19 protein-coding genes and 1 pseudogene are annotated in these 25,252 nt (G+C 59.0%); 15 read left to right on the top strand and 5 right to left on the bottom strand.

Going from position 1 to position 25,252, the window contains the following annotated elements; all coding sequences use genetic code 11:
* Window positions 1–61 precede the first annotated feature (61 nt).
* The 10 genes from ACFY9W_RS09750 to ACFY9W_RS09705 all read left to right on the top strand — a co-directional run bounded on the left by ACFY9W_RS09750 (window position 62) and on the right by ACFY9W_RS09705 (window position 13,576).
* Window positions 62–2,107: a sigma 54-interacting transcriptional regulator gene (locus ACFY9W_RS09750; protein ID WP_391129020.1), complete on the top strand. Its 2,046-nt coding sequence runs from the start codon at window positions 62–64 to the stop codon at window positions 2,105–2,107.
* 145 nt (window positions 2,108–2,252) lie between these two features.
* Complete coding sequence (locus ACFY9W_RS09745) at window positions 2,253–3,194, top strand: NAD(P)-dependent oxidoreductase (RefSeq protein ID WP_391129017.1); 942 nt, start codon at window positions 2,253–2,255, stop codon at window positions 3,192–3,194.
* Window positions 3,195–3,232: 38 nt separating this feature from the next.
* Window positions 3,233–3,910 (top strand): 3,4-dihydroxy-2-butanone-4-phosphate synthase, encoded by a 678-nt coding sequence (gene ribB, locus ACFY9W_RS09740; RefSeq protein ID WP_391129014.1) that lies wholly within the window; start codon window positions 3,233–3,235, stop codon window positions 3,908–3,910.
* 77 nt (window positions 3,911–3,987) lie between these two features.
* Window positions 3,988–4,362 (top strand): glycine cleavage system protein GcvH, encoded by a 375-nt coding sequence (gene gcvH / locus ACFY9W_RS09735; protein WP_391129011.1) that lies wholly within the window; start codon window positions 3,988–3,990, stop codon window positions 4,360–4,362.
* Between the two features lie 5 nt (window positions 4,363–4,367).
* A complete protein-coding gene (gene gcvP / locus ACFY9W_RS09730) occupies window positions 4,368–7,235 on the top strand; it encodes an aminomethyl-transferring glycine dehydrogenase (protein ID WP_391129008.1) in 2,868 nt (955 codons plus the stop codon).
* A 50-nt stretch (window positions 7,236–7,285) separates the two neighbouring features.
* Window positions 7,286–8,539 (top strand): serine hydroxymethyltransferase, encoded by a 1,254-nt coding sequence (gene glyA, locus ACFY9W_RS09725; RefSeq protein WP_391129005.1) that lies wholly within the window; start codon window positions 7,286–7,288, stop codon window positions 8,537–8,539.
* Between the two features lie 18 nt (window positions 8,540–8,557).
* Window positions 8,558–9,679 carry a glycine cleavage system aminomethyltransferase GcvT gene (gcvT, locus tag ACFY9W_RS09720; RefSeq protein ID WP_391129002.1) on the top strand — a complete coding sequence of 374 codons (1,122 nt, stop codon included), beginning with the start codon at window positions 8,558–8,560 and terminating at the stop codon, window positions 9,677–9,679.
* A gap of 10 nt (window positions 9,680–9,689) precedes the next feature.
* Entirely contained in the window at window positions 9,690–10,658 is a 969-nt protein-coding gene (gene lipA / locus ACFY9W_RS09715; protein ID WP_391128999.1) for a lipoyl synthase, read from the top strand.
* Window positions 10,659–10,960: 302 nt separating this feature from the next.
* Window positions 10,961–12,121, top strand: a complete 1,161-nt coding sequence (locus tag ACFY9W_RS09710; protein WP_391128996.1) for an extracellular solute-binding protein — start codon at window positions 10,961–10,963, stop codon at window positions 12,119–12,121.
* A gap of 114 nt (window positions 12,122–12,235) precedes the next feature.
* Window positions 12,236–13,576 (top strand): MFS transporter, encoded by a 1,341-nt coding sequence (locus ACFY9W_RS09705; protein WP_391128993.1) that lies wholly within the window; start codon window positions 12,236–12,238, stop codon window positions 13,574–13,576.
* A gap of 50 nt (window positions 13,577–13,626) precedes the next feature.
* Here ACFY9W_RS09705 and ACFY9W_RS09700 read toward each other — a convergent pair whose 3' ends face one another.
* Entirely contained in the window at window positions 13,627–15,057 is a 1,431-nt protein-coding gene (locus ACFY9W_RS09700; protein WP_391128990.1) for an FAD-dependent oxidoreductase, read from the bottom strand.
* A 1,141-nt stretch (window positions 15,058–16,198) separates the two neighbouring features.
* Here ACFY9W_RS09700 and ACFY9W_RS09695 point away from each other — a divergent pair.
* The 3 genes from ACFY9W_RS09695 (at window position 16,199) to ACFY9W_RS09685 (ending at window position 20,177) form a co-directional block, all read left to right on the top strand.
* Window positions 16,199–16,699, top strand: a complete 501-nt coding sequence (locus ACFY9W_RS09695) for a sigma-70 family RNA polymerase sigma factor (protein ID WP_391128987.1) — start codon at window positions 16,199–16,201, stop codon at window positions 16,697–16,699.
* Window positions 16,700–16,703: 4 nt separating this feature from the next.
* On the top strand, window positions 16,704–17,642 hold the full coding sequence (locus ACFY9W_RS09690) for a FecR domain-containing protein (RefSeq protein WP_391128984.1): 939 nt from the start codon (window positions 16,704–16,706) through the stop codon (window positions 17,640–17,642).
* Window positions 17,643–17,744: 102 nt separating this feature from the next.
* Window positions 17,745–20,177, top strand: coding sequence for a TonB-dependent siderophore receptor (locus ACFY9W_RS09685; RefSeq protein ID WP_391128981.1), 2,433 nt, complete (start codon window positions 17,745–17,747; stop codon window positions 20,175–20,177).
* On the opposite strand, the pseudogene ACFY9W_RS09680 reads toward ACFY9W_RS09685, so the two are convergent.
* Window positions 20,168–20,414: pseudogene (locus ACFY9W_RS09680) on the bottom strand (hypothetical protein); the annotation flags it as partial. The gene ACFY9W_RS09685 and the pseudogene ACFY9W_RS09680 overlap by 10 nt on opposite strands.
* An 86-nt stretch (window positions 20,415–20,500) precedes the next feature.
* Here ACFY9W_RS09680 and ACFY9W_RS09675 point away from each other — a divergent pair.
* Entirely contained in the window at window positions 20,501–20,632 is a 132-nt protein-coding gene (locus ACFY9W_RS09675) for a hypothetical protein (RefSeq protein WP_391128978.1), read from the top strand.
* A gap of 156 nt (window positions 20,633–20,788) precedes the next feature.
* Here ACFY9W_RS09675 and antC read toward each other — a convergent pair whose 3' ends face one another.
* Genes antC through antA form a run of 3 tightly spaced genes read right to left on the bottom strand, consistent with a single transcriptional unit; the run spans window position 20,789 to window position 23,727 of the window.
* The gene (gene antC, locus ACFY9W_RS09670; protein ID WP_391128975.1) at window positions 20,789–21,811 is read right to left on the bottom strand and encodes an anthranilate 1,2-dioxygenase electron transfer component AntC; all 1,023 of its coding nucleotides are present in this window, start codon (window positions 21,809–21,811) and stop codon (window positions 20,789–20,791) included.
* A gap of 18 nt (window positions 21,812–21,829) precedes the next feature.
* Window positions 21,830–22,321 carry an anthranilate 1,2-dioxygenase small subunit gene (gene antB, locus ACFY9W_RS09665; RefSeq protein ID WP_391128972.1) on the bottom strand — a complete coding sequence of 164 codons (492 nt, stop codon included), beginning with the start codon at window positions 22,319–22,321 and terminating at the stop codon, window positions 21,830–21,832.
* A gap of 2 nt (window positions 22,322–22,323) precedes the next feature.
* Window positions 22,324–23,727 (bottom strand): anthranilate 1,2-dioxygenase large subunit, encoded by a 1,404-nt coding sequence (gene antA / locus ACFY9W_RS09660; protein WP_391128969.1) that lies wholly within the window; start codon window positions 23,725–23,727, stop codon window positions 22,324–22,326.
* A 362-nt stretch (window positions 23,728–24,089) separates the two neighbouring features.
* On the opposite strand from antA, the gene ACFY9W_RS09655 reads away from it, so the two are divergent.
* Window positions 24,090–25,079 (top strand): helix-turn-helix domain-containing protein, encoded by a 990-nt coding sequence (locus tag ACFY9W_RS09655; RefSeq protein WP_391128966.1) that lies wholly within the window; start codon window positions 24,090–24,092, stop codon window positions 25,077–25,079.
* Window positions 25,080–25,252 lie beyond the last annotated feature (173 nt).

Genomic DNA, 25,252 nt, shown 5'->3' with positions numbered 1-25,252 from the left:
AGCAGGTACCGGCATTGCGTTCCAGTCGGTAACTTCTCGATATCGAGCAGGTACAATAATTATGAGCGTGCAGCAACATCTCACTCGAATTCGTTCGGGTGCCAATGGCATTCCTCAACAGGATGCCTCGGCTTCTGGATACGGTCTTGGAGGGTTTGGCAGGGAAAGCTGTGAGCAATCATGGAAGCGGTGCCTGGACAAAGGGCTAAGCCCTGACCAGAAAGCGGCGGTGCCTAGTGTCGATCTCGCACAGGTCAGGCAACTGCAGCGAGAGTTCGGCGAACAAGCGTTTGAGTTGGCCCTCGGTACGCTCAATGGGCTGATGAACCTTGTCAGTGACGTGGGGTATCACGCCAGCCTTGCCAACGCGCAGGGTGTGATCATCGCCGAGAGTGTCAAGCCGGCCCAGGCGTTCTATTGCGAGAGTGACCGGATCGGGTCGATCTGGCATGAGGATGTAGGAGGTACCAACGGTATCGGTACCTGCATCGCCGAGCAGCGCCCGGTTGCGGTCTTTCGCGACGATCACTTCTATTACGACCTGGCCTCGCAAGCCTGCGTCGCCGCACCATTCTATGCGCCGAACGGCGAGCTTCAGGGCGTGTTGAACCTTACCACGTGCAACCCTGGGGTCGATCTCTACGCTCATCACATCGTCTACAAGCTGGCCATGCAGAGCTCCAGCAAGCTTGAACTGCGGCTGTTCCGCGCGCATTTCGGCGTGTGCTCGATCCTTCAGGTGACCCATGTCTCGCTAGGTGCCCAGGTCAGTTGGATTGCGGTGGATGAAAACGGCGTGGTGCAGGGCGCGACGCGGGGTGCGAGGCAGATTCTGGGCTTGGATGCAGCGCATGTCGGGCGGCGCCGGCTGTGGGAAGTGATTGACTGTCCGCAATCGGCGCTTTCACTGGAAATCTTCCGCTCGGTCGCTTGTGTGCAGGCATTGCAGCGCAATGAGCACCTGGAGTTGTTACTGGTCGGGTCGCCTGCTGTTCAGGCATCGCTGGAGGATGATCAACGGAGTCGCGTACGCGCTAGGCCTGCGCGTGAGGTCACCGGTTCCCTCGCACGCTGTGCCGGGCAGGACTCATGCATGCAAGGGAATGTGCGGCTGATCCGCAAGGTTTTGAACAAACGGCTGCCGTTACTATTGCTGGGCGAGACCGGCGCCGGCAAGGACACCCTCGCCAAGGCGATCCATCAGGAAAGCGACCGAAGTCGAGCGCCTTTTGTTGCCTTCAACTGCGCCGCCGTGCCGGAGTCGCTAATTGACAGCGAGTTGTTCGGCTATAGCAAGGGCGCGTTCACTGGCGCCAGCAAGGAGGGTAGCCAAGGGCGCTTCCAGGAAGCGGACGGTGGCACGCTGTTCCTCGATGAGATTGGTGACATGCCGTTGCCGCTGCAGACGCGCCTGTTGCGCGTTCTGGAGACGGGTGAAGTATCGCCGCTGGGAGGAGGCAAGGCTGTGCGGGTGGATGTGCAGATCATCGCCGCGACCAACCAGCGATTGCATGAGAAAGTCACCGATGGCAGTTTCCGGGAAGACCTGTTTTTCCGCCTGGCAGGGATGATCATCGATATTCCAGCGCTGCGTGACCGAGAGGACAAGGCTCAGCTGATCGAGACCGTATTGGAGGTGGTATGTGAAGAAGGGCCGGTTCCGTTCATCAAGCCATCGGCATGGAAGAAACTGTTGGCCTACCCATGGCCAGGCAATGTCCGAGAGTTGCGCCACGTGCTGCATCGTGCCTCGCTGTTTGCCGAGGACGGCGAGATCCGTGCCAGTGACATCGTACTGCCGTTCGAGAGTCGGGTCAGGCCAATTGGTGAGCGCGTCGCTGCGCCTGCCTTCAGTGCTGTGCGGCGCGATGATGATGACGAACGTGCGCCGCGTGCGTCCGAGGATGGCGCCAGTGAGGGCGTCGATGATGTGCTGGTGCATGTCACTGGCGTCAACGCGCGTACCACGCTCGAGCATGTCGAGGCGAAGGCGATCGAGCAGGCGCTTGCCTCAAGCAGTGGCAATGTCGACTTGGCGTGCAGGGCGCTGGGCATGAGCAAGGCTACCCTCTACCGCAAGATAAAACGCTACGGCGTTCGCAGCTGATACAGCGTGTTGCAAGAATGAGCCTGCCGTCTCAAAACTGAGGTGCGGCAGGCTCTTTATCTTTAACTTAATGTTTTTTATAGTTTTTTTTAAGTGGCACGGCACTTGCTGATACCTCTTCGACTTGACTCGGGAGAAGAGCGAGATGTCCATGTCACCCATGCCGGCGGTATTGCTGACTGATCACGACAGTGCCGATTACCGTGCGCTGTTGCAGCACCAGAACAACGGAATTGTCGTACGCACACTTGAGGATGGCGCCGCGCTGCGCGCTGAGTGCGACGTCTGGCTGGGCGCGCCAGAGGGCGTCATCGACCAGCTTCGCGAAGGTCTGCTGCCACGCTGGGTGCAACTGACCTGGGCTGGGATCGCGCCGATGCTGGATCCGACCCTGCCAAGAGGCTTTCAACTGACCCGGGCATCCGGCGTGTTCGGTGCGCCAATGCTCGAGTACCTCCTTCACCACATGCTTGCGCATGCCTGGCAATCGGCGGACTACCCCGCAGCACAGAGCCGTTTCTGCTGGCGACCGGCTAGCACTGGTCGCTTGTCAGGCAAGTGCGTGGTGGTCGTGGGATTGGGAAGCATTGGCCTGCACATTGCGCGAGCGCTTGCAGCACTGGGCATGCACGTCAAAGGCGTCCAGCGGGTGCCTCGCCAGGTCGCTGGTATCGAACGTGTCGGGAGCATGGATGCGCTGCTGGAGTTCGCCAGCAGTGCCGACTACGTCATTAACGTGCTGCCGGATACACCCGCCACACGGGATCTTTACGACAGCCGATTCTTCGCGGCCATGTCCGGCAGCGGCGTGTTCATCAATATCGGGCGCGGCTCTGCAGTCGTCGACCAGGCCTTGATCGATGCGCTCGGGCAGGAGCAGATCGCCGCTGCAGTGCTGGATGTCTTCCGCAAGGAGCCGTTGCCGCCCTCCCACCAGTTCTGGGTCACCCCGAACCTTACGTTGACACCTCACATTGCCGGCCCCACGAACACCGCGGCAATGATCGAGTTCTTCCTTAACAACCTGAGCAACTATCAGGCCGGTCAATCCCTGGAGGGATTGGTCGACCTCGAACAGGGTTACTGAGGCGCCACGCCTTCGATGCTTTCCGGAGACAACAAAAAATGAACCCCTACATATCCTCGCGCTTTCGTAATGTTCAAGCCGCTGTCGATGCTTATCTTCGTGGCCGGCCGGTCATCCTGCTGGACGACGATGATCGAGAGAACGAGGCTGACTTGGTGGTTGCCGCGCAGAACATGAACCTGCAGTCGATGGCCATGATGATCCGCGACGGTAGCGGCATCGTCTGCCTTTGCCTTGATGAGGCGACGGTGGACATGCTCAGGCTCAAACCGATGGTGCCGCACAACGAGTCGCGTTTCTCAACGGGGTTCACCGTCAGTATCGAAGCGGCAGAGAACATCACTACTGGCGTTTCGGCACAGGATCGCCTGACCACGGTCCAGGCCGCCCTGGACTCGACCTCGCTCAAGCGCAAGATCGTCAGCCCCGGCCATATGTTCCCCCTGCGCGCCCGGCACGGGGGGGTGCTGGAGCGACGTGGACATACTGAGGGCAGCGTCGAGATCGCCATCCTTGCAGGCATGCGCCCGGCTGCGGTGTTGTGCGAGTTGATGAACCCCGACGGGACGATGATGCGCGGGGCGCAGATTGATGCGTACGCCGCGCAGTACAACCTGCCCATTCTCACCATCGCCGAACTGGTCGAGTGCCGCTTGCAGATGGAAATGGCTTCGCGGGCCGAAGCGCCTGCCCGAGTGGCAGCGTTGAGCCTATGAACACCTACCGAAAGTGAGTACAGCCCGCCAGTTGCGTGGCGGGCACTTAACACTACCAATCCAACAGGAATCTTTTTATGAGCGTGCGTTTCACTCTTGATCATGAATGGCTGCGTCTTGAGCAAAACGGCGAGCTGACCGTTGGCATCACTGATTTCGCCCAAGCTGCCCTAGGTGATGTCGTCTACGTCCAGTTGCCGCAGTTGCAGGCTTACAGCGCCGGCCAGGAAGTTGCTGTGCTGGAGTCGGTCAAGGCCGCCAGCAACATCACCATGCCGTTGGACGGCGTGGTGATAGCGGTCAACGATGCCGTCGAGCAAGAGCCCGAGTTGGTCAATGCTTCTGCCGAGGGACAAGGCTGGTTCTTCCGCTTCATGCCTTCGGACATCAGTGGTCTGGCGGGGCTCATGGACGTGGCGGGTTACCAGGACTACGTCCGTCAGCAGGAGTGAGCAGCATGAGCCAGCGTGTGAAACTCGATACCCGCAATGAATTCCACGGCCGTCATCTGGGCCCAAACGACGACGAGATCCAGACGATGCTCGCGGTTGTCGGGCACGATAGCGTCGACAGCCTGATCGCCAGTGTTGTGCCATGTTCGATCAGCGACAGCAGCGTCCTCGAACTGACCGATGGGCAGGGCGAAGCGCAGGCCCTGGCGAACCTCAAGCGCATCGCTGAACAGAACCGCTTGTTCAGCCAGCATATCGGCCAGGGTTATTACCCCTGTTTCACGCCGTCGCCGATTTTGCGTAACTTGCTGGAGAATCCGGCCTGGTATACCGCTTACACTCCATACCAGCCGGAGATCTCCCAAGGTCGACTTGAGGCATTGCTGAATTTCCAGACATTGGTCAGTGACCTGACCGGCATGGAGATTGCCAACGCTTCGCTGCTCGATGAAGCCACCGCGGCAGCCGAAGCCATGACCTTCTGCAAGCGCCTGGCACGTAACAAGGCTCCTGCGTTCTTCGTTTCCAATCATTGCCACCCTCAAACCATCGATGTACTGCACACACGGGCCGAGCCGCTGGGCATCGAGGTGGTGGTCGGCGACGAGTTCGAGCTGTCCGGGGAAGACTTCGGTGCGTATTTCGGCGTGCTTTTGCAGTACCCGGCCAGTACCGGTGCGATTCATGACTACCAGAATCTTGCTGCAAGTACTCACGAGGCCGGCGCTTTGTTGGCGGTGGCCGCGGACCTGCTGGCGCTGACCGTGATTGCGCCGCCGGGCGAATTTGGCGCGGATGTGGTAATCGGTACTGCCCAACGCTTTGGCGTACCCCTAGGTTATGGCGGGCCGCATGCAGCCTACTTCGCCACTCGCGATGCGTTCAAGCGCGATATGCCGGGGCGCCTGGTGGGCATCTCGGTGGACCGCCACGGCGCTGCCGCGCTGCGCCTGGCCATGCAGACCCGCGAGCAACACATTCGCCGCGAGAAAGCCACGAGCAACATCTGCACCGCCCAAGTGTTGCTGGCCAACATCGCCAGCATGTACGCCGTCTACCACGGCCCCGATGGCCTCAAGGCGATCGCCCGGCGCACCCATACACTTACTGCCATCCTCGCCAAAGGCCTGGAGCGACTTGGTCATCACGTCGAGCAGCACTATTTCTTCGATACCATCAGCGTTATCCCCAGCGTTGCAGCCTCGGTTTTCGTGCAGCGCGCTGTGGCGGATGGCATCAACCTTCGGCTGATCGACCGGCAGCGCCTGGGGATTTCCCTCGACGAAACTACCACGCCCGAAACGGTCGTTCGCCTGTGGCAGGTGTTTGCAGCAGGTGCCCAGCCTGCGCCGCTGTTCGAAGACATGCAAGACTTGGCAGCCTGCCGGCTGCCGGAGCAGCTCCGCCGTCGCTCGGCGATCCTGCAACATGCCGTTTTCAACCGCTATCACTCCGAAACCGAGCTGATGCGCTATCTGCGCCGCCTGGCGGACAAGGACCTGGCTCTGGACCGCAGCATGATCCCGTTGGGTTCCTGCACGATGAAGCTGAACGCCGCCAGCGAGATGATTCCGGTCACCTGGCCTGAGCTCGGGAGTCTGCACCCGTTCGTTCCAGCCGATCAGGCACAAGGCTATACGGCGATGCTCGACGAGCTGCAGGCCATGCTGTGCGCCGCGACCGGATACGATGCGGTGTCCTTGCAACCGAATGCCGGCTCCCAGGGTGAGTACGCAGGCCTGCTGGCCATTCGTGCCTATCACCAGAGCCAGGGGCAGGGCGGTCGCGATGTGTGCCTGATCCCGTCTTCGGCGCACGGAACCAACCCGGCGACCGCACAGATGGCCGGCATGCGCGTCGTGGTGGTGAACTGTGACAGCCGCGGCAATGTGGATATCGAGGACCTGAAGGCCAAGGCGCATCAGTATGCGTCCAAGCTGGCGGCGCTGATGATCACCTACCCATCGACCCACGGTGTGTTCGAAAGCCGCATCCGTGAGATTTGCGACGTCATCCATGCGGCCGGCGGACAGGTCTATATCGATGGGGCGAACATGAATGCGATGGTCGGGTTGTGCGCGCCAGGCCAGTTTGGTGGTGACGTGTCCCACCTTAACTTGCACAAGACATTCTGCATTCCCCACGGTGGTGGTGGCCCAGGTGTCGGGCCGATCGGGGTCAAGCAGCATCTGGCACCGTTCCTGCCAGGGCATGGTCATCTGGCCGAAACCAAGGGCGCCGTTTGCGCAGCGCCGTTCGGCAGCGCAAGTATTCTGCCGATCACCTGGATGTACATCCGCATGATGGGCGGAATAGGGCTCAGGGAGGCTTCACGCCTGGCGATTCTGAATGCCAACTACATTGCGCGCCGCCTCGAGGAGCACTACCCGGTGCTCTACACCGGTGAGAATGGCCTGGTAGCGCATGAGTGCATCTTGGACCTGCGCCCGCTCAAGGAGAGCAGCGGCATCAGCGTCGAAGACGTGGCAAAGCGCCTGATCGACTATGGCTTCCATGCGCCGACCATGTCGTTTCCGGTGGCTGGCACCCTGATGGTCGAGCCCACCGAGAGCGAGTCGCTCTACGAACTTGACCGCTTCTGCGACGCGATGATCGCCATCCGCGAGGAGATTCGCGCGGTGGAGTCTGGTGAACTACACCGCGATGACAACCCGCTGCGCAATGCACCGCACACCGCCCGTGAGCTGGTCGGGGAGTGGAATCACAGCTACAGCCGCGAGCAGGCGGCGTATCCAAGCGACCACCAGCATGCCGACAAGTATTGGCCGCCCGTGGCCCGGGTCGACAACGTCTACGGCGACCGTAACCTGACCTGTGCCTGCCCGCCGCTTTCGGCATACCAGGACGCCTGATCCTCCCTTCTTGATAGGCGAAGGCCCCTTGCCTTCGTCGGAGATTCGTCATGTTCAGCAAAAGTTTGACCTTGTCCGATTTTGACCCGGCCTTGGCTGGCGCGATAGACAGCGAGACGCGCCGTCAGGAAGACCATATCGAACTGATCGCTTCGGAAAACTACACCAGCCCACAGGTCATGGCGGCCCAGGGTACGGCGTTGACCAACAAGTACGCCGAGGGCTATCCCGCCAAGCGCTACTACGGCGGTTGTGAGTACGTGGATATAGTCGAGCAACTGGCAATCGACCGCGCCTGCGCACTGTTTGGCGCTGACTATGCCAACGTTCAGCCGCACTCAGGCTCGTCGGCCAATGCCGCGGTGTACCTGGCACTGCTCAGTGCTGGCGATACTATCCTGGGAATGAGCCTTGCCCATGGCGGGCACTTGACCCACGGTGCCAAGGTCAGCGCCTCCGGCAAACTCTACAACGCCGTGCAGTACGGCATCGACGAGCAGGGCTTGATCGATTACAACGAAGTGGAGCGCCTGGCGCTGGAGCACCGTCCGAAAATGATCGTGGCAGGGTTCTCTGCCTACTCTCAGGTCCTCGATTTCCCGCGTTTTCGTCAGATTGCCGACAAGGTGGGTGCTTATCTGTTTGTGGATATGGCCCATGTGGCTGGCCTGGTCGCTGCAGGTCTGTACCCCAACCCGATCGCCCTGGCTGATGTGGTGACCACCACCACCCACAAGACGCTGCGCGGGCCGCGGGGCGGACTGATCCTTGCGCGCCGCAACCCGGATATCGAGAAGAAACTGTCCTCGGCGGTGTTCCCTGGCGCCCAGGGCGGCCCGCTGATGCATGTGGTGGCGGCCAAGGCTGTCTGCTTCAAGGAAGCGCTGGCGCCATCGTTCAAGGTCTACCAGCAACGGGTGCTGGATAACGCCGTGGCAATGGCCGAGGTGTTCCAGGCGCGAGGTTACGAGGTGATCTCGGGCGGCACCCGCAATCACTTGTTCCTGGTCAGCCTCATTCGTCAGGGCATCACTGGCAAGGATGCAGACGCCGCGTTAGGGCGCGCGCGCATCACGGTCAACAAGAATGCGGTGCCCAACGACCCGCAGTCGCCGTTTGTGACGTCCGGCATCCGCATCGGTACACCAGCGATTACCACCCGTGGTTTCGGCGTAAGTGAGAGCAGTCTCTTGGCAGGCTGGATTTGCGACATCCTCGATCATCTCGGTGATGCCGATGTCGAGGCTCAAATCGCAGTCCAGGTTGCGGGCCTGTGTAAACAGTTCCCCGTTTATGGCCGCTGAGTCTGCAGGAGCGATGTGATGACTGATTGCGCTTTAAAGCAAACCCCTCTGCACGCGCTGCATCTGGCCCTCGGGGCCAAGATGGTGCCATTCGCCGGTTATGAAATGCCGGTGCAGTATCCGGCCGGCGTGATGAAAGAGCACCTGCACACCCGCGAGCAGGCTGGACTGTTCGATGTCAGCCACATGGGGCAGATCCGTCTGCACGGCGCCGGCGCCGCGAAGGCCCTGGAACGTCTGGTTCCGGTGGATATCATCGACTTGCCGGTGGGCATGCAGCGGTACGCGCTGTTTACCAATGAGCAGGGCGGGATTCTCGATGACTTAATGGTGGCGAACGCCGGAGATCACCTGTTTGTGGTCGTCAACGCGGCTTGCAAGGAGCAGGACTTGGCTCACCTACGTCAGCACCTCGAAGGCCAGTGCGAGGTCGAGCCGCTGTTCGACAGCAGGGCGCTGCTGGCGCTCCAGGGCCCGGCAGCCGCCACTGCGCTGGCTCGGCTCGCGCCGCAGGTGGTGCACATGACCTTCATGCAGTTCCGCACCCTGGAAATCCTCGGAGTTGCCTGCCATGTCAGCCGTTCTGGCTACACCGGCGAAGACGGCTTCGAGATTTCCGTGCCGGTCGAACATGCCGAGGCGCTGGCCAAGGCTTTGCTGGAGCAGCCTGAAGTCCAGCCGATCGGCCTCGGGGCGCGTGACTCGCTGCGCCTTGAAGCGGGTTTGTGCCTGTATGGGCATGACATGGACGCTAACCTCAGCCCGGTTGAAGCGAGCCTGGTATGGGCGATTTCCAAGGTCCGCCGTGAAGGCGGTGAGCGTGCTGGCGGTTTCCCGGGGGCTGCGCAGGTGCAATTGCAGATGCAGCAAGGGGTCGCCAGCAAGCGGGTAGGGCTGTTGCCATTGGAGCGCATACCGGTGCGCGAAGGGGTCGAAATTCATGACCACGACGGTCGTCTGATCGGGCGTGTTACTAGCGGTGGTTTCGGGCCTACCCTGGGTGGCCCGCTGGCGATGGGGTATGTGGCTGCGCCCTTCGCTGCACTGGATGGCGTGGTCTACTGCCAGGTACGGGGCAAGTCGGTGCCGATGCGCATTTGCCGGACACCTTTCGTGCCTCAGCGTTACTACCGCGGTTGAGGGTGGCGTGATGAACCCGACATCTATCGCGCCCGCGCGACCAGCACCGATCGAGACCGGCGTGAAGCTACGCGGTGCCGACAAGGTGGCGCGCATACCGGTGAAGATCCTGCCCACCGATGAGGTTGCGCGCAAACCTGAGTGGATTCGCGTCGAGATTGCCGCATCGCCGGAAGTGGCACGTATCAAGGCATTGCTCAGGAAACACCGGTTACACAGTGTCTGCGAGGAGGCCGCGTGCCCGAACCTTGGCGAGTGTTTCTCGGGCGGGACGGCAACCTTCATGATCATGGGCGACATCTGTACGCGTCGTTGCCCATTCTGCGATGTGGGCCATGGCCGACCCAAGCCGCTGGATCCCGACGAGCCTCGCAACCTGGCGGTAGCGATTGCCGAACTGGGCTTGAAGTATGTGGTGATCACCTCGGTCGATCGCGATGATCTGCGCGATGGAGGCGCTGCGCACTTCGCCGCTTGCTTGCGCGAGATCCGCGCCCGCTCGCCAGGCATCAAGCTGGAAACCCTGGTGCCGGACTACCGTGGGCGCATGGATGTCGCGCTGGCATTGACCGCCGTGGAGCCGCCCGATGTGTTCAACCATAACCTCGAAACCGTTCCGCGCTTGTACCGGGCGGTGCGCCCGGGATCGGATTTCGAGTGGTCGTTGGACTTGCTGGCCGGTTTCAAGGCCCGGGTGCCAGGCGTGCCGACCAAGTCTGGCCTGATGCTGGGTTTGGGCGAAACCGATGACGAGGTGATCGAGGTGATGGCGCGGATGCGTGAGCATGAAGTAGACATGCTCACGCTCGGGCAGTACCTGCAGCCCAGTCGCAGTCATTTGCCGGTGCAGCGTTTCGTGCATCCGGACCAGTTCGCCCGGTTCGCTGAAATCGGTCTGGAAATGGGCTTTGGCAATGTGGCGGCCGGGCCACTGGTGCGCTCGTCCTATCACGCCGACGAACAGGCAAGAGGCGTGTAGGCGTTCGGTGGCCATCTGCAGTGCTCTTTCAATCCCGCCCTCACCGGCGGGATTTTTTTGATTTCTCAGCAATGAAATTGGACCACTCGCAGCGTTGAGAAATGGCCGCTTCAATTCGCCAAATCTTTATAAAAAATCAATAATTTCAATTAGATATAAAATATTCAAAAGCTGGCATCGGTCTTGCTCCTTGTAGTTTGGCCGCCACGGACTCCATGAGAAGAGCGCCGGCGCCACCCGCGTGACGAATAGCTTCAATCCTGCCTATTTCAACAACAACGCCTCAGGATAGGAATGCGCCAATGTCAGCAGATCGCAAAGACCCATCGCGCTTTTCAGATGCGTCACCTTTCAACCCGCACTTGAGTCGACGCATGCTGATGCTCGGTGCAGCCGCCGCCACAGCGGGTGCAACGCTGGGGCGTTGGATACCGCAGGCACAGGCAGCGGTGAGTGGCCAGCTCGACATCATGACCTGGGAAGGCTACACGCTGCAGAGCGAAGCCGCCGACTGGATCAAGCAGCACAACTTGCGCGTGAACGCCAGCATCATGGGCAGCCAGGACGATGTGACGGCCAAGCTGATGGGAGGTGGGGTGCGCCTTGACCTCTCCGAGTACTCGAACGGCTACAACGAGCTGTACAAGGGGCTAAATTTGCTCAAGCCAATCGATGTCAGACAAATCCCCAACTACAACCCGACCGACATCATCACCCGTTTCTACGATGGCGACATGTGGTTCTGGGACGGTCAACGTTTCGGCATTCCCTGGACCTGGGGAATCGACACCATCGTCTACGACCCGCAGTCGGTATCCGCCCCAGTGACCAGCTTCAAAGACTTGCTGCGTCCGGAGTTCAAGGGCCGCCTGACGTTCCTCGATAACCCCCTGACCGTGTGGCCGCTGGCGGCCAAAGTGACCGGTTATGGCGATAGATTCCCCAATGTCACACGCCAGGAACTGGCCGAGATCTGGGACCAGATGCTGCCCTATCGAGAGCAGTGCCGAACCTTCGCCTCGAGCAACGGCGATGTCGCCTCGCTGTTCGTGGCGCGTGAAATCTCGGCGTGCTTCTGCACCTGGACCGCCGCGACGCTACAGACGGCCAAGCAAGGCGTGAAGACCGAGTACGTCTTCCCGTCCGAGGGAGGCGCGGTGTGGGCCGATGCCTGGTTCATCCCGGCGACCTCGGTCAATACCGAGGCCGCCCAGGCCTTCATCAATCAGGCCCTCGATCCGCGTGTTCAAGCCGAGATGAGCCGTTCGGTGAGCTCCGCGGTGGTCAACCGCAAAGCGGTCCAGTACATGGACGAGGCTACCCGGTCGCTGTTCGATTACCCGCGAATCGATGAGGTGTTGCAGAAATCCCCGCTCAAGGGGCAACCGCCTCGCGAGTCGGAGGTGTACGCGACCTACGATGACTGGCTGCAGGCTTGGGCCTCGTTCAGAGCCGGTTTCTGAAACCAACCACAGCCAGTCTCCGACCAGTGGCTGGCTGCCCGACGGAATGCATGAGTCCTGAGCGAGCGACTGATGCCATTCTGCAATCTGCAGTGCGTGTGAGTGAGAATAAAAATGAACGACCTGACTACCCCCGCGGTGCTTGCGCCAAGAAATATTTCACGAGCGTTTCTGGTGTGCTGGATCGCGCTGTTCGCGGCGGGATTCGCGATGATGTTGAAGCTCTCGTTTTCCGGAACCCTGAAAGCGGTATTTTTCGACACGACATCACCCCTTACCTCGGCGGCGCTGGTAGGTGGGATTCTGGGTGTCACCTACCTGGGATTCACCATCTGCAACACGGTGCTGCCGCCCTTTATCGATGCGCTGAAAATCAAGCGCGTACTGTTCGCAGGGCTGGTGATCTTCAACGCAGGTTTCGTCGTGATGATCATGGCTGAGCCTGGCAGTGCCAGCGCCTATGACACTCTTTGGCTTGGGGCCTTGCTTCATGGGATTGGTTGGGGCTGCATCGAGTCGGTGGTCAATCCAGTCGTACCGTCGCTGTATCCGAATAACAAAGCGGCGATGCTCAACCGGCTGCACACTAGCTGGCCATTGGGCTGGATGCTGGCGGGGCTGCTGGCGGTGACGCTTGAGTCATCCAGCTTCGACTGGCGCTACATGTTCTCGTTGTCGTTGCTGCCGGCCTGTGTGGCGCTGATCATGTTGTGCTTCGTGGATTTTCCGCCGACTGAACGGGTTGCCAATGGCGTGAGCTTCAAAGGGATGTGTAAGGAGATTTTCGTCAAACCAGGGATTCTGGTGCTGGTCGGGGTGATGTTCTTCGCGCTGGCCTGTGAAACCGTTCCGCAGAACTGGCTGGACATCGTGGTCGGGCAGATCTCGGGAATCAAAGGCACTTGGTTGCTGATCTATGTGGCGATTGCCTATCTGTTTGCGCGTGGTCTCGCCGAGATCGCGCTCAAGCGGGTACATGCGGTCACGATCCTGATCTTTGCCTGCCTGGCGATCTTCGTATCGGTGCTGGGACTGGCCTATGCCAAGAACCCCTACATCACCATGGGGGCAACTGCGCTACTGGGTATCGGTGCTGCGTTGCTTTGGCCGAACATGCTGGCCATCGCCTCCGAGCGCTATCCAAATACAGGGTCCTTGGGTATTGGCTTGATGTGTGCCGCCGGCATGGCTTCGGGTTATGTGGTGGTACCGTGGATGGGCGGGCTGTATGACGGCTTCAAGGTAGCGGCCGCCGGCGGGGGCCAGGCATTCGAAGCGTTGGCCGCAGAGTCGCCGGCCTGGATCGAAGCCAATGCTTACGCTGCCATGCGCTCCTTCGAGTTGTTCTCTGTACTGCCGTTGGCGTTGGCCGGGTATTTCCTGATCGACTACATGCTCAAGGTCCGCAGGAAAAAGCGTAGCGGTGTCAACTCGACGGTCAGTTACGCCAAGTAAATCGAACGCACAAAAAACCCGGAGTCGCTCCGGGTTTTTTGTGCGCTGCGTCAGCGAACGCCCACCCTCAAACCCAGCAACTTGGGCAAGGCGGCTAGCCCTTGAGCAGCCAGGTTGCCACGGCGCATCTGTTGTTCCGCTTCTTCGCAATTGAGCATGCCCCAGCGAATGCTGTTGGCGCCCAGGTACTTCAATGGTTCCAACGGGAGTAGCGGGAGCTTGCGCCGGCAGAACGGCGATTGGCTCCATACGTCGTTGCTTCCCAGCACCAGTGATGCCAGGCATTGGCCTGCAATCCAAGTGGCCTGGACGCCGTGTCCGGAAAAACCGCTGGCGCAATGGATACCTGGGCGCAGCGTTCTAAAAAACGGCAGACGGTCTACGGACACATCGATAGGCCAGCCCCAGCTGCTGGCCAGACCCGCCGCGTGCATGTGCGGCAGCAGGCGGGCCATGCCAGTGCGAGCGCGATGATGACTGTCCGGGTCGTTTCTCAAGCGTGGATGCTCAGGGGCGCTGGTCAAACCGATCGGCCCTGAGCCTGAGCCCATCAATACACGGTGGTCCTTGGTCTTGCGGAAGTAGTGCAGGAACATCCTGGCATCGTTTACGCCAACTGGCCGATGCCAATGATGTTGGTTCAGGGCCGCTGCACTCGGGTTAGACATGCTCGCAAAGCTTGAAAAAATACTCAGGTGGCGAGCTAGGTTCGCCATTTGTGCAAGGCCGACATTGGTTGCCAGTACCACATCCTTGGCGAGGACGAGACCGTTCTTGACACGCAGGCTATGCCAGGAGCCCGACTCGTCGATGCGCTCTACGGGTGAGTTCTCGAAAACGTTGACCCCGGCTGCAAGAACGGCTTTCCTCAAGGCTAGAACCAGTTTACCCGGGTGAACATTGCCGGCTTCGGGGAAGTACAGCCCGCTTCCGAACAATGGGTTGTCGACGATTTCACGAACCTTCTGCGCGGGCAGTAGCTGGATGTACTGGTCTGCGCCGAGATCCTTGCAGGCTATGTGGAACGCAGCAAGCGTCTTCTCCTGGCGAGGGCAGGTCGCCACACGCAAGTTGCCTGCCTCTTGCCAGTCCACATCACGACCCGGGGCGCTGGCGAAATCGCGGAACGCACTTTGTGCTTTGCTGCCTAGCAGCGCTATATCCAGTGCTGTATCGACTCCCAGTGCCTGAATGTTGGCTGCAAGCGATTGCCAGTAACCATGAACGATACCGCCGTTGCGACTGCTGGCGCCATCGCCCACTCGGTACGCTTCCAGTATCGACACCCGTAAGGATGGATTACGCTGTTTGAGCGTCAGCGCAGTCCACATACCGGTGAACCCTCCACCGATGATGGCCACGTCATACTGACGTCCACCAACAAAGGTTGGCTCAATTTCCGGTAGAAGGGAGGTAATGTCCTGACGCCACCAGGACCATTCTGCTTTGATGTCGGCGGGCACCGCTTTGGGAATATGCATGTTGATCCTTCATTTCGACGAACGACTTTGGTTTACATGGAGTTACAAGCTCGTGCGCGCAGTGCTGATTAGGGCTAGGCTGCAATCCAAATGCCACAAAAGCAGGGCACGTAGTCTGTACGTTCCAGGCTCCAAGTCTCATTCTCGAGATGAGTTAATCTCTTTTCTGCGAATCTCAAAGACGTGATGGCTCAAGTGCGTATCTAGTTGCAAACTGCATAGGTTTACAACCTGATAGTGCATAGCAAGCCCATTCCTCCATAAACTGTTTCCGTTTTTCCAGCAGATCGCCCCTTCGATATGCTGCTTCAGTCGCAGTACTGATCTTATGCGCCAAGGCCATCTCAGGGACGATGTGGCGATGTTATTCGTCTCGGCAGCCCAATCTCTGAGTCTTGATCGAAAACCATGCATGGTGGTGACTTCAACAGCTTTATTGCGCCAGCCGGATCCGTTCTTGACTAAAGACTTTTCATTCGTGGCGCGTAGTTTTTGTAGCATCGCTATGTTCGAGAGGGGTCGATCAATGCTTCGGCCCGGGGGAAATCCATCCGCTTTTGCGTTCTGCCTTCAGGCACTTGAGTGTATGGATGGCGGCTTTAGATAACGGTACTCGATGCTGGCGCCCCGCTTTCATTCGAGGCGCCGGAAAAGTCCAAATCACTTCGGCCAGATCAATTTCTTCCCAGTACCCAAAAAAACATCTGGACAGGCCTCTAGACCGGATGTTTTGGTTCGGGAAATCAAAAATGTACCCCAAAAAATACCCCCTGATACCCTCAGATGGATGCGAACGCGAATCGCGATTTCTGACAGTTGTTGAGGTGGTGCACGCTGGGGTTCAGTGTACTCCATGGCGGGATGGCCGGAAGGCGGTCGGGCCGTGTCGGTATCGGGGCGTTTTTCACGCACGGCAGCTACCAATCCAAATCAGTTGGTCGAACTCCCAGACTGAACGGCCCCCATCACCACGTCATCCTGAGGTGACAGTCTGAAGATGCAAACCCTATCAACAATGAACGGGTGCACACACTTGAATCGCAGGCGCATTGATCCCTGATCACTGCGCGCAATAAATTCCTTGCCATTCCCATAGTCTTTCGCAAAAAATGTAGAGAAGCATTCTCATATGCAGGTCGCCATGTCCGCTCTCGATTCGACCCCTCTTCATCAGCTGTATCAGGCGCACAGCGGCTGGCTGAAAACCTGGTTGCGCACGCGGCTGGGCAATACCGCTGATGCCGCGGACCTCGCTCAGGATACTTTCCTGCGGGTGCTGGCAGCGCGTAATGTCGAGTCGATTCGTGAGCCGCGGACCTACCTTAGCTCCATCGCTCGAGCGCTGATGATCGACCGCTTTCGCCGCCAGGCGGTAGAGCAGGCCTATCTGGATGTGCTGGCGGTGCGCCCGGAGCCGATGGACATTTCGCCGGAAACCCGCCTGTTGATCATTGAAACTCTGACTGAAGTTGACGCTATGCTCGACAATCTCGGCGAACGTACCCGCACGATCTTTCTTGCCGTGCAACTGGAAGGTCTGAGTTACGTAGCGGCGGGCGAGCGCTTCGGCGTGTCGGTGACGACCGTTAAAAAACACATGATTCGCGCCATCACCAACTGCCTGTTGTTGGCTCTGGGTTGACGCTGTGCCAGATCGAAAAATTCTTGAAGCGGCGGCCACTTGGTATGTGCAACTCAGCGCCGCGCCGGGTGATCAGCACGAATGGGGGGCCTGGCAGGCTTGGTTGGCGAAGGATGCCCGGCATGCCGAGGCATGGAGTCAAGTGGAAAAGCTGCAGCGCCAGTTCGCAATACTTTCACCAGAGATGGCCTTGCCTGCATTGGCTGGTGTTCGCGCCCGGCGCCGGGCGGTTTCGAAGATGCTCGCCGTACTTCTCACCGCCGGGGGGGCGGGCGTCGGTTTTTATGCGGTGGAGCCCTTTAATTCGCGTATGGCGCAGTATCGCACCGGCAAGGGCGAGCGCCGCGATGTACGGTTGAGTGACGGCACCCGGATGTTGGTCAACACCGACAGTGCAATTGATGCGTACTTCAACCACAGACTGAGGGAAATCTGCGTCTACCGGGGTGAAGTGTTGTTAGAGAGCGCCAAAGACGCTTCTCGACGCCCGTTGGTAGTCCACACCCCTGAAGGTAGCGTGCGCGCCCTCGGTACTCGGTTCAGTGTATACAGCCACGATGGTCGCAGCGACGTGCGGGTGTTCGAGCATGCCGTGGAGTTACGCCCGGCGCAGGCGCTCAGCGCCATGCTGCGCCTGGAGGCCGAGCAGCAATCGGGCTTCGATCAATCTCGATTCGACCCCGTCAGCCCGTTGCCCCCGGCCAGCGATTCCTGGACGCAAGGCATGCTCATGGCGCTGGACTGGCGTTTGGGGGACGTGGTGCGTGAAATCAGTCGCTACCGCCCTGGTTATCTGACCTGTAGCGATGCGGTCTTCGGTTTGCGAGTGACGGGATCGTTCCGCCTGGATGACATCGATACCGTGCTGGAAAACCTCGCACACGCCTTGCCAATCCGCGTGCGTTATCTGACCCGTTACTGGGTGCGTATCGACGGCGTTTAAAAAAATCCGCCCCAGGGGTTACCGATTTGCATTCTCATACGGCCAAGCATTGAAGCGGCGATCACTGCCGCGCTTTTGCCACGCCAACCGAAGGAAATCTGTATGTCCCGTCGTCTGCTGCAAGCGGCGAGCCCCCTGGCTCGCGCAATCCACTTGGCTTTGGGGTTCGCCGCCATCCCTTGTGTGGTCCTGCCAGGGGTCGCTATTGCCCAGCAACAGGTCGTGCGCTTCGACATCGCACCGGGACCACTGGGGTTGGTGCTGGGGCAATTCGCCAATCGCGCCGGTATCACGCTGTCGTTCGCCAGCGAACAGACCGAGGGTTTGACTTCACCAGGTCTGCGCGGTGAGTACACCCTGGAGGAAGGCCTGTCACGCTTGCTGGCAGATAGCGACTTGCAGGTGCGCCGCGAAAGCAACGGCGGCTACCTGCTGATGCCCAAGGCCGCAGTAGGAGACACCGCGGTAGAACTGACCGCACTGAGCATTTCCGGTAAGGCGCCTGGGTCCACCACCGAAGGTTCGGGGTCCTACACCACTGAGTCATCCAGTAGCTCGACGCGGCTGAACCTGTCGCTGAAGGAAACCCCCCAGTCGATCACCGTGTTGACGCGTCAGCGACTGGAAGACCAAAAGCTCGATAACCTCACCGACGCCCTCGATGCCACTCCGGGTGTGACGGTGATTCGTGAGAGCCTGGGTGCCGACAGCACAACCTACATGTCCCGAGGTTTCGCCATCCGCAACTTCGAGATCGACGGGGTACCAACCTCGGCAAACATGGACAACTACACCCAGAACACTGCCATGTATGACCGGGTGGAAGTGGTGCGCGGCGCCACAGGTCTGATCAGCGGACTGGGCAACCCGTCGGCGACCATCAACCTTATCCGCAAGCGGCCGACCACTGAACCGCAGGTGCTGCTGTCGGCCGAGGCAGGCAATTGGGATCGCTATGGCTTGAGTGTGGATGTGGGCGGTGCGTTGAACGATGCAGGCAATATCCGCGGGCGCTTCGTCGCAGACCACAAGGACCAGCATGCCTGGATCGACCGATTCAGCCAGGAACTGTCCACGCTCTACGGTATTACCGAACTGGACCTGAGTGATTCGACCTTGCTCACCGTGGGCTTCAGCCACCAGGTAACCCACAGCAATGCTCCGATGCGCACGGGTTTTCCGCTGTTCACCACGACGGGTGAAAGGACTGACTTCAAGCGCTCGTTCAATACCTCCCCGGACTGGAGCTACTATGATCGCGAACAGAGCACCCTGTTCGCCTCTATCGAGCAACACTTTGCCAATGGCTGGAGCGGCAAGGTCGAGTACAGTCTTTCGCGCAACGACTATGACTCAGTGATCGCTTACGTGGATGGCGAGATCGACCCCGTGACAGGTGGTGGCGCTACCATCATGCCGACACGTTGGCAGGCCGCGCCGACTCAAGACAACCTCGATGCTTACGCCACCGGCTCGTTCTCGTTGCTGGGCAGGGAGCATGAGTTGATCACCGGCGCCACTCTGTCTCGCATCGAAGAGCGCGGTACGCCAAACTACGGTGGCTGGCAGGGTTCGTGGACAGGGTACGACGATGCCATCGACAACATATTCACGTGGAACGGTCATTCACCCAAACCGGTGTTCAACAAGGTAGGCGCTAGCGACATGACCGAAACTCAGTACGGCGCTTACCTCACATCACGCTGGCACCTTACCGATGCAGCCAGCTTGATCCTGGGGACGCGGGTGGTGGACTGGAAGCGTGAGAACAAAAGCTGGTTGTACAGCACTGACGCGACCACGAAGGTCGAGCGCACGGAGAGCGGTATTGTCATTCCCTACGCTGGTTTCGTTTACGACCTGGATGACACCTGGACCGCTTACGCCAGTTACACCCAGATATTCAACCCGCAAGGTGATCGAATCCGCGACGTCAACGGCTCGCCGCTTGATCCATTGGAAGGTACCGGTTATGAAGTCGGCCTTAAAGCGGCCTTTCTCGACAGCCGCTTGAACGCCAGCTTGGCGCTGTTCCGCGTCGAGCAGGACAACCTGGCCGTGGCCGACGGTAACCGCCTGCAGCCCAACGGTTTTCAGGCTTACCGGGCCGAGAGCGGCACCACCAGTGAAGGCGTCGAGTTGGAAGTCAATGGCGAGCTTGCCGAAGGCTGGCAGGTCACAGGTGGATACTCCTACAACGTAAGTTTCAATGACGACGACCAGCGCATCGTCACTGAAATCCCACGTAACAGTGTCAAACTTTTCACCACCTACCGCCTGCCAGGCGAACTGGACAAGTGGACCGTGGGTGGCGGAGTAAACTGGCAGAGCGAGTCGGGTTATGCCTTGAGCTACGCCACCACCCAGAGCAGCTATGCCGTGACCAGCCTGATGGCGCGCTATCAGATTTTGCCAACGCTGTCGGCGACAGTGAACGTCAACAACCTGTTCGACAAGGAATACCTGACGACCACTGCGGGAGGGTTGTACGGGGCGCCACGTAACTTCATGACAACATTGCGTTACGCGTATTGATCTATCTGGCTGCGTACTGCTCGGGCTCGTTTCCACCACTCGATCATGTTGAGCATGGTCTGCGTCGCGTTGGGGAAGTCGGCGAGGATCTGTATTGGCAGCCAGAACCAGGCCCGAGCTTGCGCCACAGTTACGTACCCTGGATCACAAAGGGGGCGAGCAGCGGGTCCTTGGTGTCATGTGGCCCTCCTCGGTGACCGTGATGGTCGGCCGTCCGAGGTAGTGCGCATCGTCGGCGCCGCCGGCGAGGGGGCCCTATAGTGGCCCCTGTATGCAAGTGTTCGGCGTGCTCGCTGTGGAGACGCTCAGTACGTGTACTGGGCATGGAATCGCACTGGGATATCACCAAGTACGTGTCCACCCACAACGTCGGTGGCGCAATCATGGGTGACTCGCCGGAAACCAGCGCACTCAACCGCTACTTGCAGTGCTGGAAGGTGCACAGCGGGCGGTAAGTGCGGCGATGAATGGCGGTGATGCCCAGATCAGCCGTAGTACTTATCTTGTGCAAGACTTGGGGTACTGCGGCTCGAGCCAGAGCCCACCGGCCCAGCCCCATGAAAAAGCGCAACGCTATCGCTGGGCTTTTTCATAAGGCTTCTGCTAGCTTTTCAGCTATTGCTCTCGGTGAATTTCTCCAAGTACAACCGGCAGTGTTCGAGGCCTTGTGTTTGGCGCCAGGTTTTGATCGACTCAACCATCGGCGGCGGGCCGCATAGGTAGAGGTCGAAGGGCACTTCCATGAGGCTTGCCACTTCCAGATGCTCGGCGATGAAGCCGGTCTTGCCCGACCACGCGGTGACGGGTTCACTGACTACCGGGGTGAAACGGAACTCTGGTATCCGCAAGGCGTAGGCCTGGATCCGCTCGATCTCGCACAGATCCGCTGCATCGCGTACGCCGTAGTACAGGTGCACGGGATGACCGCATCCACCCTGTTCGGCAATTAGGTCGAGCATGCCCAAGAAAGCCGACAGGCCTGTGCCCCCTGCAACCATAACCAACGGCCGCTCTACATGGCGCAGGTAAAATGCACCCAGCGGTGCTTCCATGTGGATCACATCGCCTACCTGGCAGCGGTCACGCACGTAATCGGTCATCACGCCGCTCGGCAACAGGCGGATCAGGAACTGCAGGGTGCTGCTACCCGGTGCGCAGGCGAACGAGTAAGAGCGGCGTTCCTCGGTACCGGGTACCAACAGGCGTGCGTATTGGCCGGGCAGATAGTCCAGCGCCTTGCCGGCATCGCCGACAGCTACATGCAAGATGGCGGTGCTTGGTGACACCAGCTGCACTCGGCTCACAACGCCTTGTACATTACTCGGGCCGCTGGCGCCGCACAGGCTGGAGTCGAAGTCAAAATAGAATGCGGCATCCGACTGCACCCGGGTCTGGCAGGTCAGCACCTTGCGCTCGGCCAGGTCGCTAGCAGAGAGTGCTTCGTCGTCGACATAATCTTGGGTGTATTGCCCTGATTCGCAGCGCCCTTGGCATGTCGCGCAAACACCTTCACGGCAGTCCAGGGGGATCTTGATGCCACTGCGCAACGCCCCATCGAGCAGGATTTCATTCGCCTGCACAGCGCAGAATAACGTTTTGCCATCGGCGAAACTGAAAGCAACCTTGTACGTCATGAGACTTTTTCCGCCGTATCAGAGATGGTAGAAATCGAGTACCGAATTGATCTGGTCGTTGAGCAGCACCACGTGCTTGCGAGCGATCTTCCAGCTCTGGCCGTCGGGGCGTAGACGATACGTGGCACGACCGAAGAACTGTTCGGCAGTCTGCATGCGGTAGTACAAGGTGTGCCAGTTGACTTGAACCTCTAGTTCGTCCCTATCCCGCGATGAGATGCGCACATTGCTGATCAGGTGCAGCGTGCGCGGCATCGGAATGGTTGAGGCGGCCTTGCCGGTGCGGATGCGGAAGACTCGGTCTTCAAGGCCACCACGGGTGCGGTAGTAGATCAGTGACATGCCTTTAGTCGGGTCGGTGGTGTAGACGTGTTCCGAGTCCCATTGAGGCAAGTGGAATTCGCTGTCCTCGGTGAACATGTCGAGATACGAGTCCCAGTCCTGGGCGTCGCAGGCCTCGGCGTTGCGGTAGAAAAACTGTTCGACCCGGTATTGCAGTTGCGAATCCATAGTCACACCTCACGCAGTTTCAGCGATTGTTGTTCTGCACTCTTGCGCGCCAGGCCTTCTAGCAAAAAGCGCTGCCAATTGGCGTGTTGGTTGACGTACAGCCCTTCGTGGGTGAACTCGGTGCCGGTTATGGCAGGACTGATACCGATGGTTACGCTGTTGGGAGTCGCGCCTTCGACCCACTTGCCTTCGCCACGGGAGATGTCGCTCCAGCGCTCCAAGCGTGCCTGGAAGCCTCTCTGCGCCTCGCGAAATTCCACCAGGTCATCGGGTGTGCCCATGCCGGAGACGTTGAAGAAATCTTCGAACTGACGAATGCGGTTTTCGCGGTCGGCATCCGACTCGCCGACGACGCCCAGGCAAAAACTGTTGATCTCTGTCTTGTTCCACGCCACAGGGCGGATAATGCGCAGCTGCGAGCTGATCTGGTCGAGGAAGAACATGCTTGGGTAGATGTTGAGGTTGCGCAGCCGGTGCATCATCCACTCGGCCTTGCCTTGGCTGTACTCTTGCACCAGACGAGGCATGATGGTTGCGTAGCCGGGGCGCACGGCCGGGTTGGGCATGTCGCTGAACAACAGGCTATGGCCGTTATGGAAGGCAAACCAGCCGTCGTCTGTTTCCTTGTCGCCCGCGCCCAGCTTGCTGTAGTCCAGTGTACTGCCGCCGGCGAGGCCCTTTTCGGCATTGACCTGCTGGCGGTGCTGAACGGTAGCCACATAATTGTAATGCACCGTACTGACGTGATAACCGTCAAGGCCGTTCTCGTTCTGCAGCTTCCAGTTGCCGTCATAGGTGTAGGACGACTTGCCGGGAAGCACCTCAAGTTGCCCCGTTGCAGACTGGGCAACCATCATGTCGAAGAACACCTTGGCATCGCCGAGGAAGTCCTCAAGCGAATCCCTGCCGTGCACGTCCAAGCTGATGAAGACAAAGCCCTTGTAGCTGTCGATACGGGCCTTCTTCAGGCCGCGGGTGGCCTTGTCGAAGCCTTCCGAATACTCACCAGGGGCCTTGACCTTGACCAGGCGGCCGTCGCTTTTGTAGCACCATGCATGGAACGGGCAGGTGAAAGTTGACTGGTTGCCCTTGCCCACCCGCGTCAGCGTGGTGCCGCGGTGCTGACAGGCATTGATCAAGGCGTTGAGCCGACCTTCGCCATCGCGGGTAATGATCATCGGCTGGCGCCCGGCGCGCATGGTCATGAAATCGTGATTGTTGGCGATTTCGCTTTCATGGCAGGCGTAAATCCAGTTCTTTTCGAAGATCAGCTCCATTTCCAGATCGAACAGGTCGGGTTCGGTGAACATGGCGCGATCAATACGGAAAACGCCCTCGGCGGGGCGAAAATCCAGGCAGCTTTCAATGAAGCTTTTCCACTGCTCAACACTTCTGGTGCTTGTCATTATCAGTCCTCGGCAATCGGGCTCATTTATGCCTCCATTAAATGAGTTGGCACACTGCCAAGTCTATCCAGTTAATAATGGATACTGGTCCAGTAAATGCAAAATGCGTGGCATCTCGTCGTTGGGCTTTATGCACCTTGATCGGGCGGGTGCCGCCCGCGTATGTGTTACCGGGTGCGCAGGTTGGGAAAATAAGTAGCGCACGGCGCGTCCAGCCGTTGCACGGCGTAAGTGGGCCACCATGATCCAGAATACCTCCCACATGATCCAGGTAATGCGCTATGTCTTGCCTGGTATGAAACATGCTATATATTGTCTTTGCGCTGTAAGGCGCAAGCCTGATGAGTGGCTGGAGTATAGGTATGCGTCCCCTTAATCGTACGAGCTTTCAGGATATACGGGTCTGTCGAAATGATTTGGATGGCGCACGTGCTTGGATGTCGCAAGTCTGCGGCCCCCATCATCTCGAGGCGCGATCGCCAAACAAAATTCGCTTCAACCATACTGGTAATATGTTTCATGCTATGCACACGATGGTCGGAAGAATCGCATATGGCACTGATGTCAGTATTCATGTCGAGGATGTAGACAGGTTCAATAGCTACAGCATCAGCCTACCCCTCAGTGGCGAGCAGGAGCTGAAGAAAGGTGGTAGGCGTATCGCCTCCAACCCCCATCAAGGACTGATAATTGCCCCCAATGAACTACAAGTTCTTGATATTTCTGGAGATTGTCAGAAAATCCAAATCGCGATCACTTGTTTTGCCATGCGGCAGACGCTTGAGTCGATGCTCGGTCGGCCGATCACCACCCAGCTGGCATTCGAACCTGCGATCAATGCCGAGTCCGGCGCAACCGGGTCGTGGTGGCGGTTAGCCAGGTACTACCTGATGGAGATTGAAACGAGCAAAGACCTGTTTGGGCAAAGTATGTTTGCGCAGGATATCGAAGGCTCGCTGATCAAGGGCCTCATCCTTGCGCAGGAAAATAATTACAGTAATGAATTACACTCGGTCGCTACAGTGCAATGGCCACAATACCTCATCAAGGCCAAGGCGTTCATAAATGAACATGCGCGCGAGGATATCTGCCTTGAGGATGTCGAGCGTGCCTGTGGCGTGGCGCGGGTTAAGTTGTTCGAGGTGTTTCGAAAGTATGTTGGGGTTCCTCCCATGGCCTATTTGAAACGGCTCAGGTTTGACGGTGCGCGGCAAGAGTTGATGCGCGAACGTTCAGGTGGCAACGTGTCGGTAATTGCAATGGCTTGGGGGTTTAAGCACGTGGGGCGATTTTCTATCGAATACAAAAAAATCTTCGGCGAATCGCCAAGTGCGACTCTGTCACGTCAATGAGTGTTCGCAGTTTAAAGCAGACTTTTCGATAACGCTTGTTCCAGCTGATAGAAGCGTGGGGGATGGTAGCCTTCATCCCCACGGCCACGCAGATCACATTCATAAATTTTGGCCCCGTTGGGAGGTATGAGTTCCCACCGGGGCCAGTAACGTTTAAGGGCTGGCGAACAGGG

The organism is Pseudomonas sp. NPDC008258, from assembly GCF_042956345.1.
In the GTDB taxonomy this organism is placed as follows: domain Bacteria; phylum Pseudomonadota; class Gammaproteobacteria; order Pseudomonadales; family Pseudomonadaceae; genus Aquipseudomonas.
Note: the sequence above shows the minus strand (reverse complement) of the source record. Positions and strands in the feature narration are given on the sequence as shown.

What these genes read in the sequence shown, in the direction of transcription:
- ACFY9W_RS09745 (WP_391129017.1), top strand. Translation starts at nt 2,253, where the DNA reads ATGTCCATGTCACCCATGCCGGCGGTATTGCTGACTGATCACGACAGT.
- glyA (WP_391129005.1), top strand. Translation starts at nt 7,286, where the DNA reads ATGTTCAGCAAAAGTTTGACCTTGTCCGATTTTGACCCGGCCTTGGCT.
- antB (WP_391128972.1), bottom strand. Translation starts at nt 22,321, where the DNA reads ATGGATTCGCAACTGCAATACCGGGTCGAACAGTTTTTCTACCGCAAC.
- ACFY9W_RS09700 (WP_391128990.1), bottom strand. Translation starts at nt 15,057, where the DNA reads ATGCATATTCCCAAAGCGGTGCCCGCCGACATCAAAGCAGAATGGTCC.
- gcvT (WP_391129002.1), top strand. Translation starts at nt 8,558, where the DNA reads ATGACTGATTGCGCTTTAAAGCAAACCCCTCTGCACGCGCTGCATCTG.
- gcvH (WP_391129011.1), top strand. Translation starts at nt 3,988, where the DNA reads ATGAGCGTGCGTTTCACTCTTGATCATGAATGGCTGCGTCTTGAGCAA.
- ACFY9W_RS09710 (WP_391128996.1), top strand. Translation starts at nt 10,961, where the DNA reads ATGTCAGCAGATCGCAAAGACCCATCGCGCTTTTCAGATGCGTCACCT.
- ACFY9W_RS09705 (WP_391128993.1), top strand. Translation starts at nt 12,236, where the DNA reads ATGAACGACCTGACTACCCCCGCGGTGCTTGCGCCAAGAAATATTTCA.
- ribB (WP_391129014.1), top strand. Translation starts at nt 3,233, where the DNA reads ATGAACCCCTACATATCCTCGCGCTTTCGTAATGTTCAAGCCGCTGTC.
- antC (WP_391128975.1), bottom strand. Translation starts at nt 21,811, where the DNA reads ATGACGTACAAGGTTGCTTTCAGTTTCGCCGATGGCAAAACGTTATTC.
- ACFY9W_RS09655 (WP_391128966.1), top strand. Translation starts at nt 24,090, where the DNA reads ATGCGTCCCCTTAATCGTACGAGCTTTCAGGATATACGGGTCTGTCGA.
- ACFY9W_RS09675 (WP_391128978.1), top strand. Translation starts at nt 20,501, where the DNA reads ATGGAATCGCACTGGGATATCACCAAGTACGTGTCCACCCACAACGTC.
- ACFY9W_RS09685 (WP_391128981.1), top strand. Translation starts at nt 17,745, where the DNA reads ATGTCCCGTCGTCTGCTGCAAGCGGCGAGCCCCCTGGCTCGCGCAATC.
- gcvP (WP_391129008.1), top strand. Translation starts at nt 4,368, where the DNA reads ATGAGCCAGCGTGTGAAACTCGATACCCGCAATGAATTCCACGGCCGT.
- ACFY9W_RS09695 (WP_391128987.1), top strand. Translation starts at nt 16,199, where the DNA reads ATGTCCGCTCTCGATTCGACCCCTCTTCATCAGCTGTATCAGGCGCAC.
- ACFY9W_RS09750 (WP_391129020.1), top strand. Translation starts at nt 62, where the DNA reads ATGAGCGTGCAGCAACATCTCACTCGAATTCGTTCGGGTGCCAATGGC.
- antA (WP_391128969.1), bottom strand. Translation starts at nt 23,727, where the DNA reads ATGACAAGCACCAGAAGTGTTGAGCAGTGGAAAAGCTTCATTGAAAGC.
- lipA (WP_391128999.1), top strand. Translation starts at nt 9,690, where the DNA reads ATGAACCCGACATCTATCGCGCCCGCGCGACCAGCACCGATCGAGACC.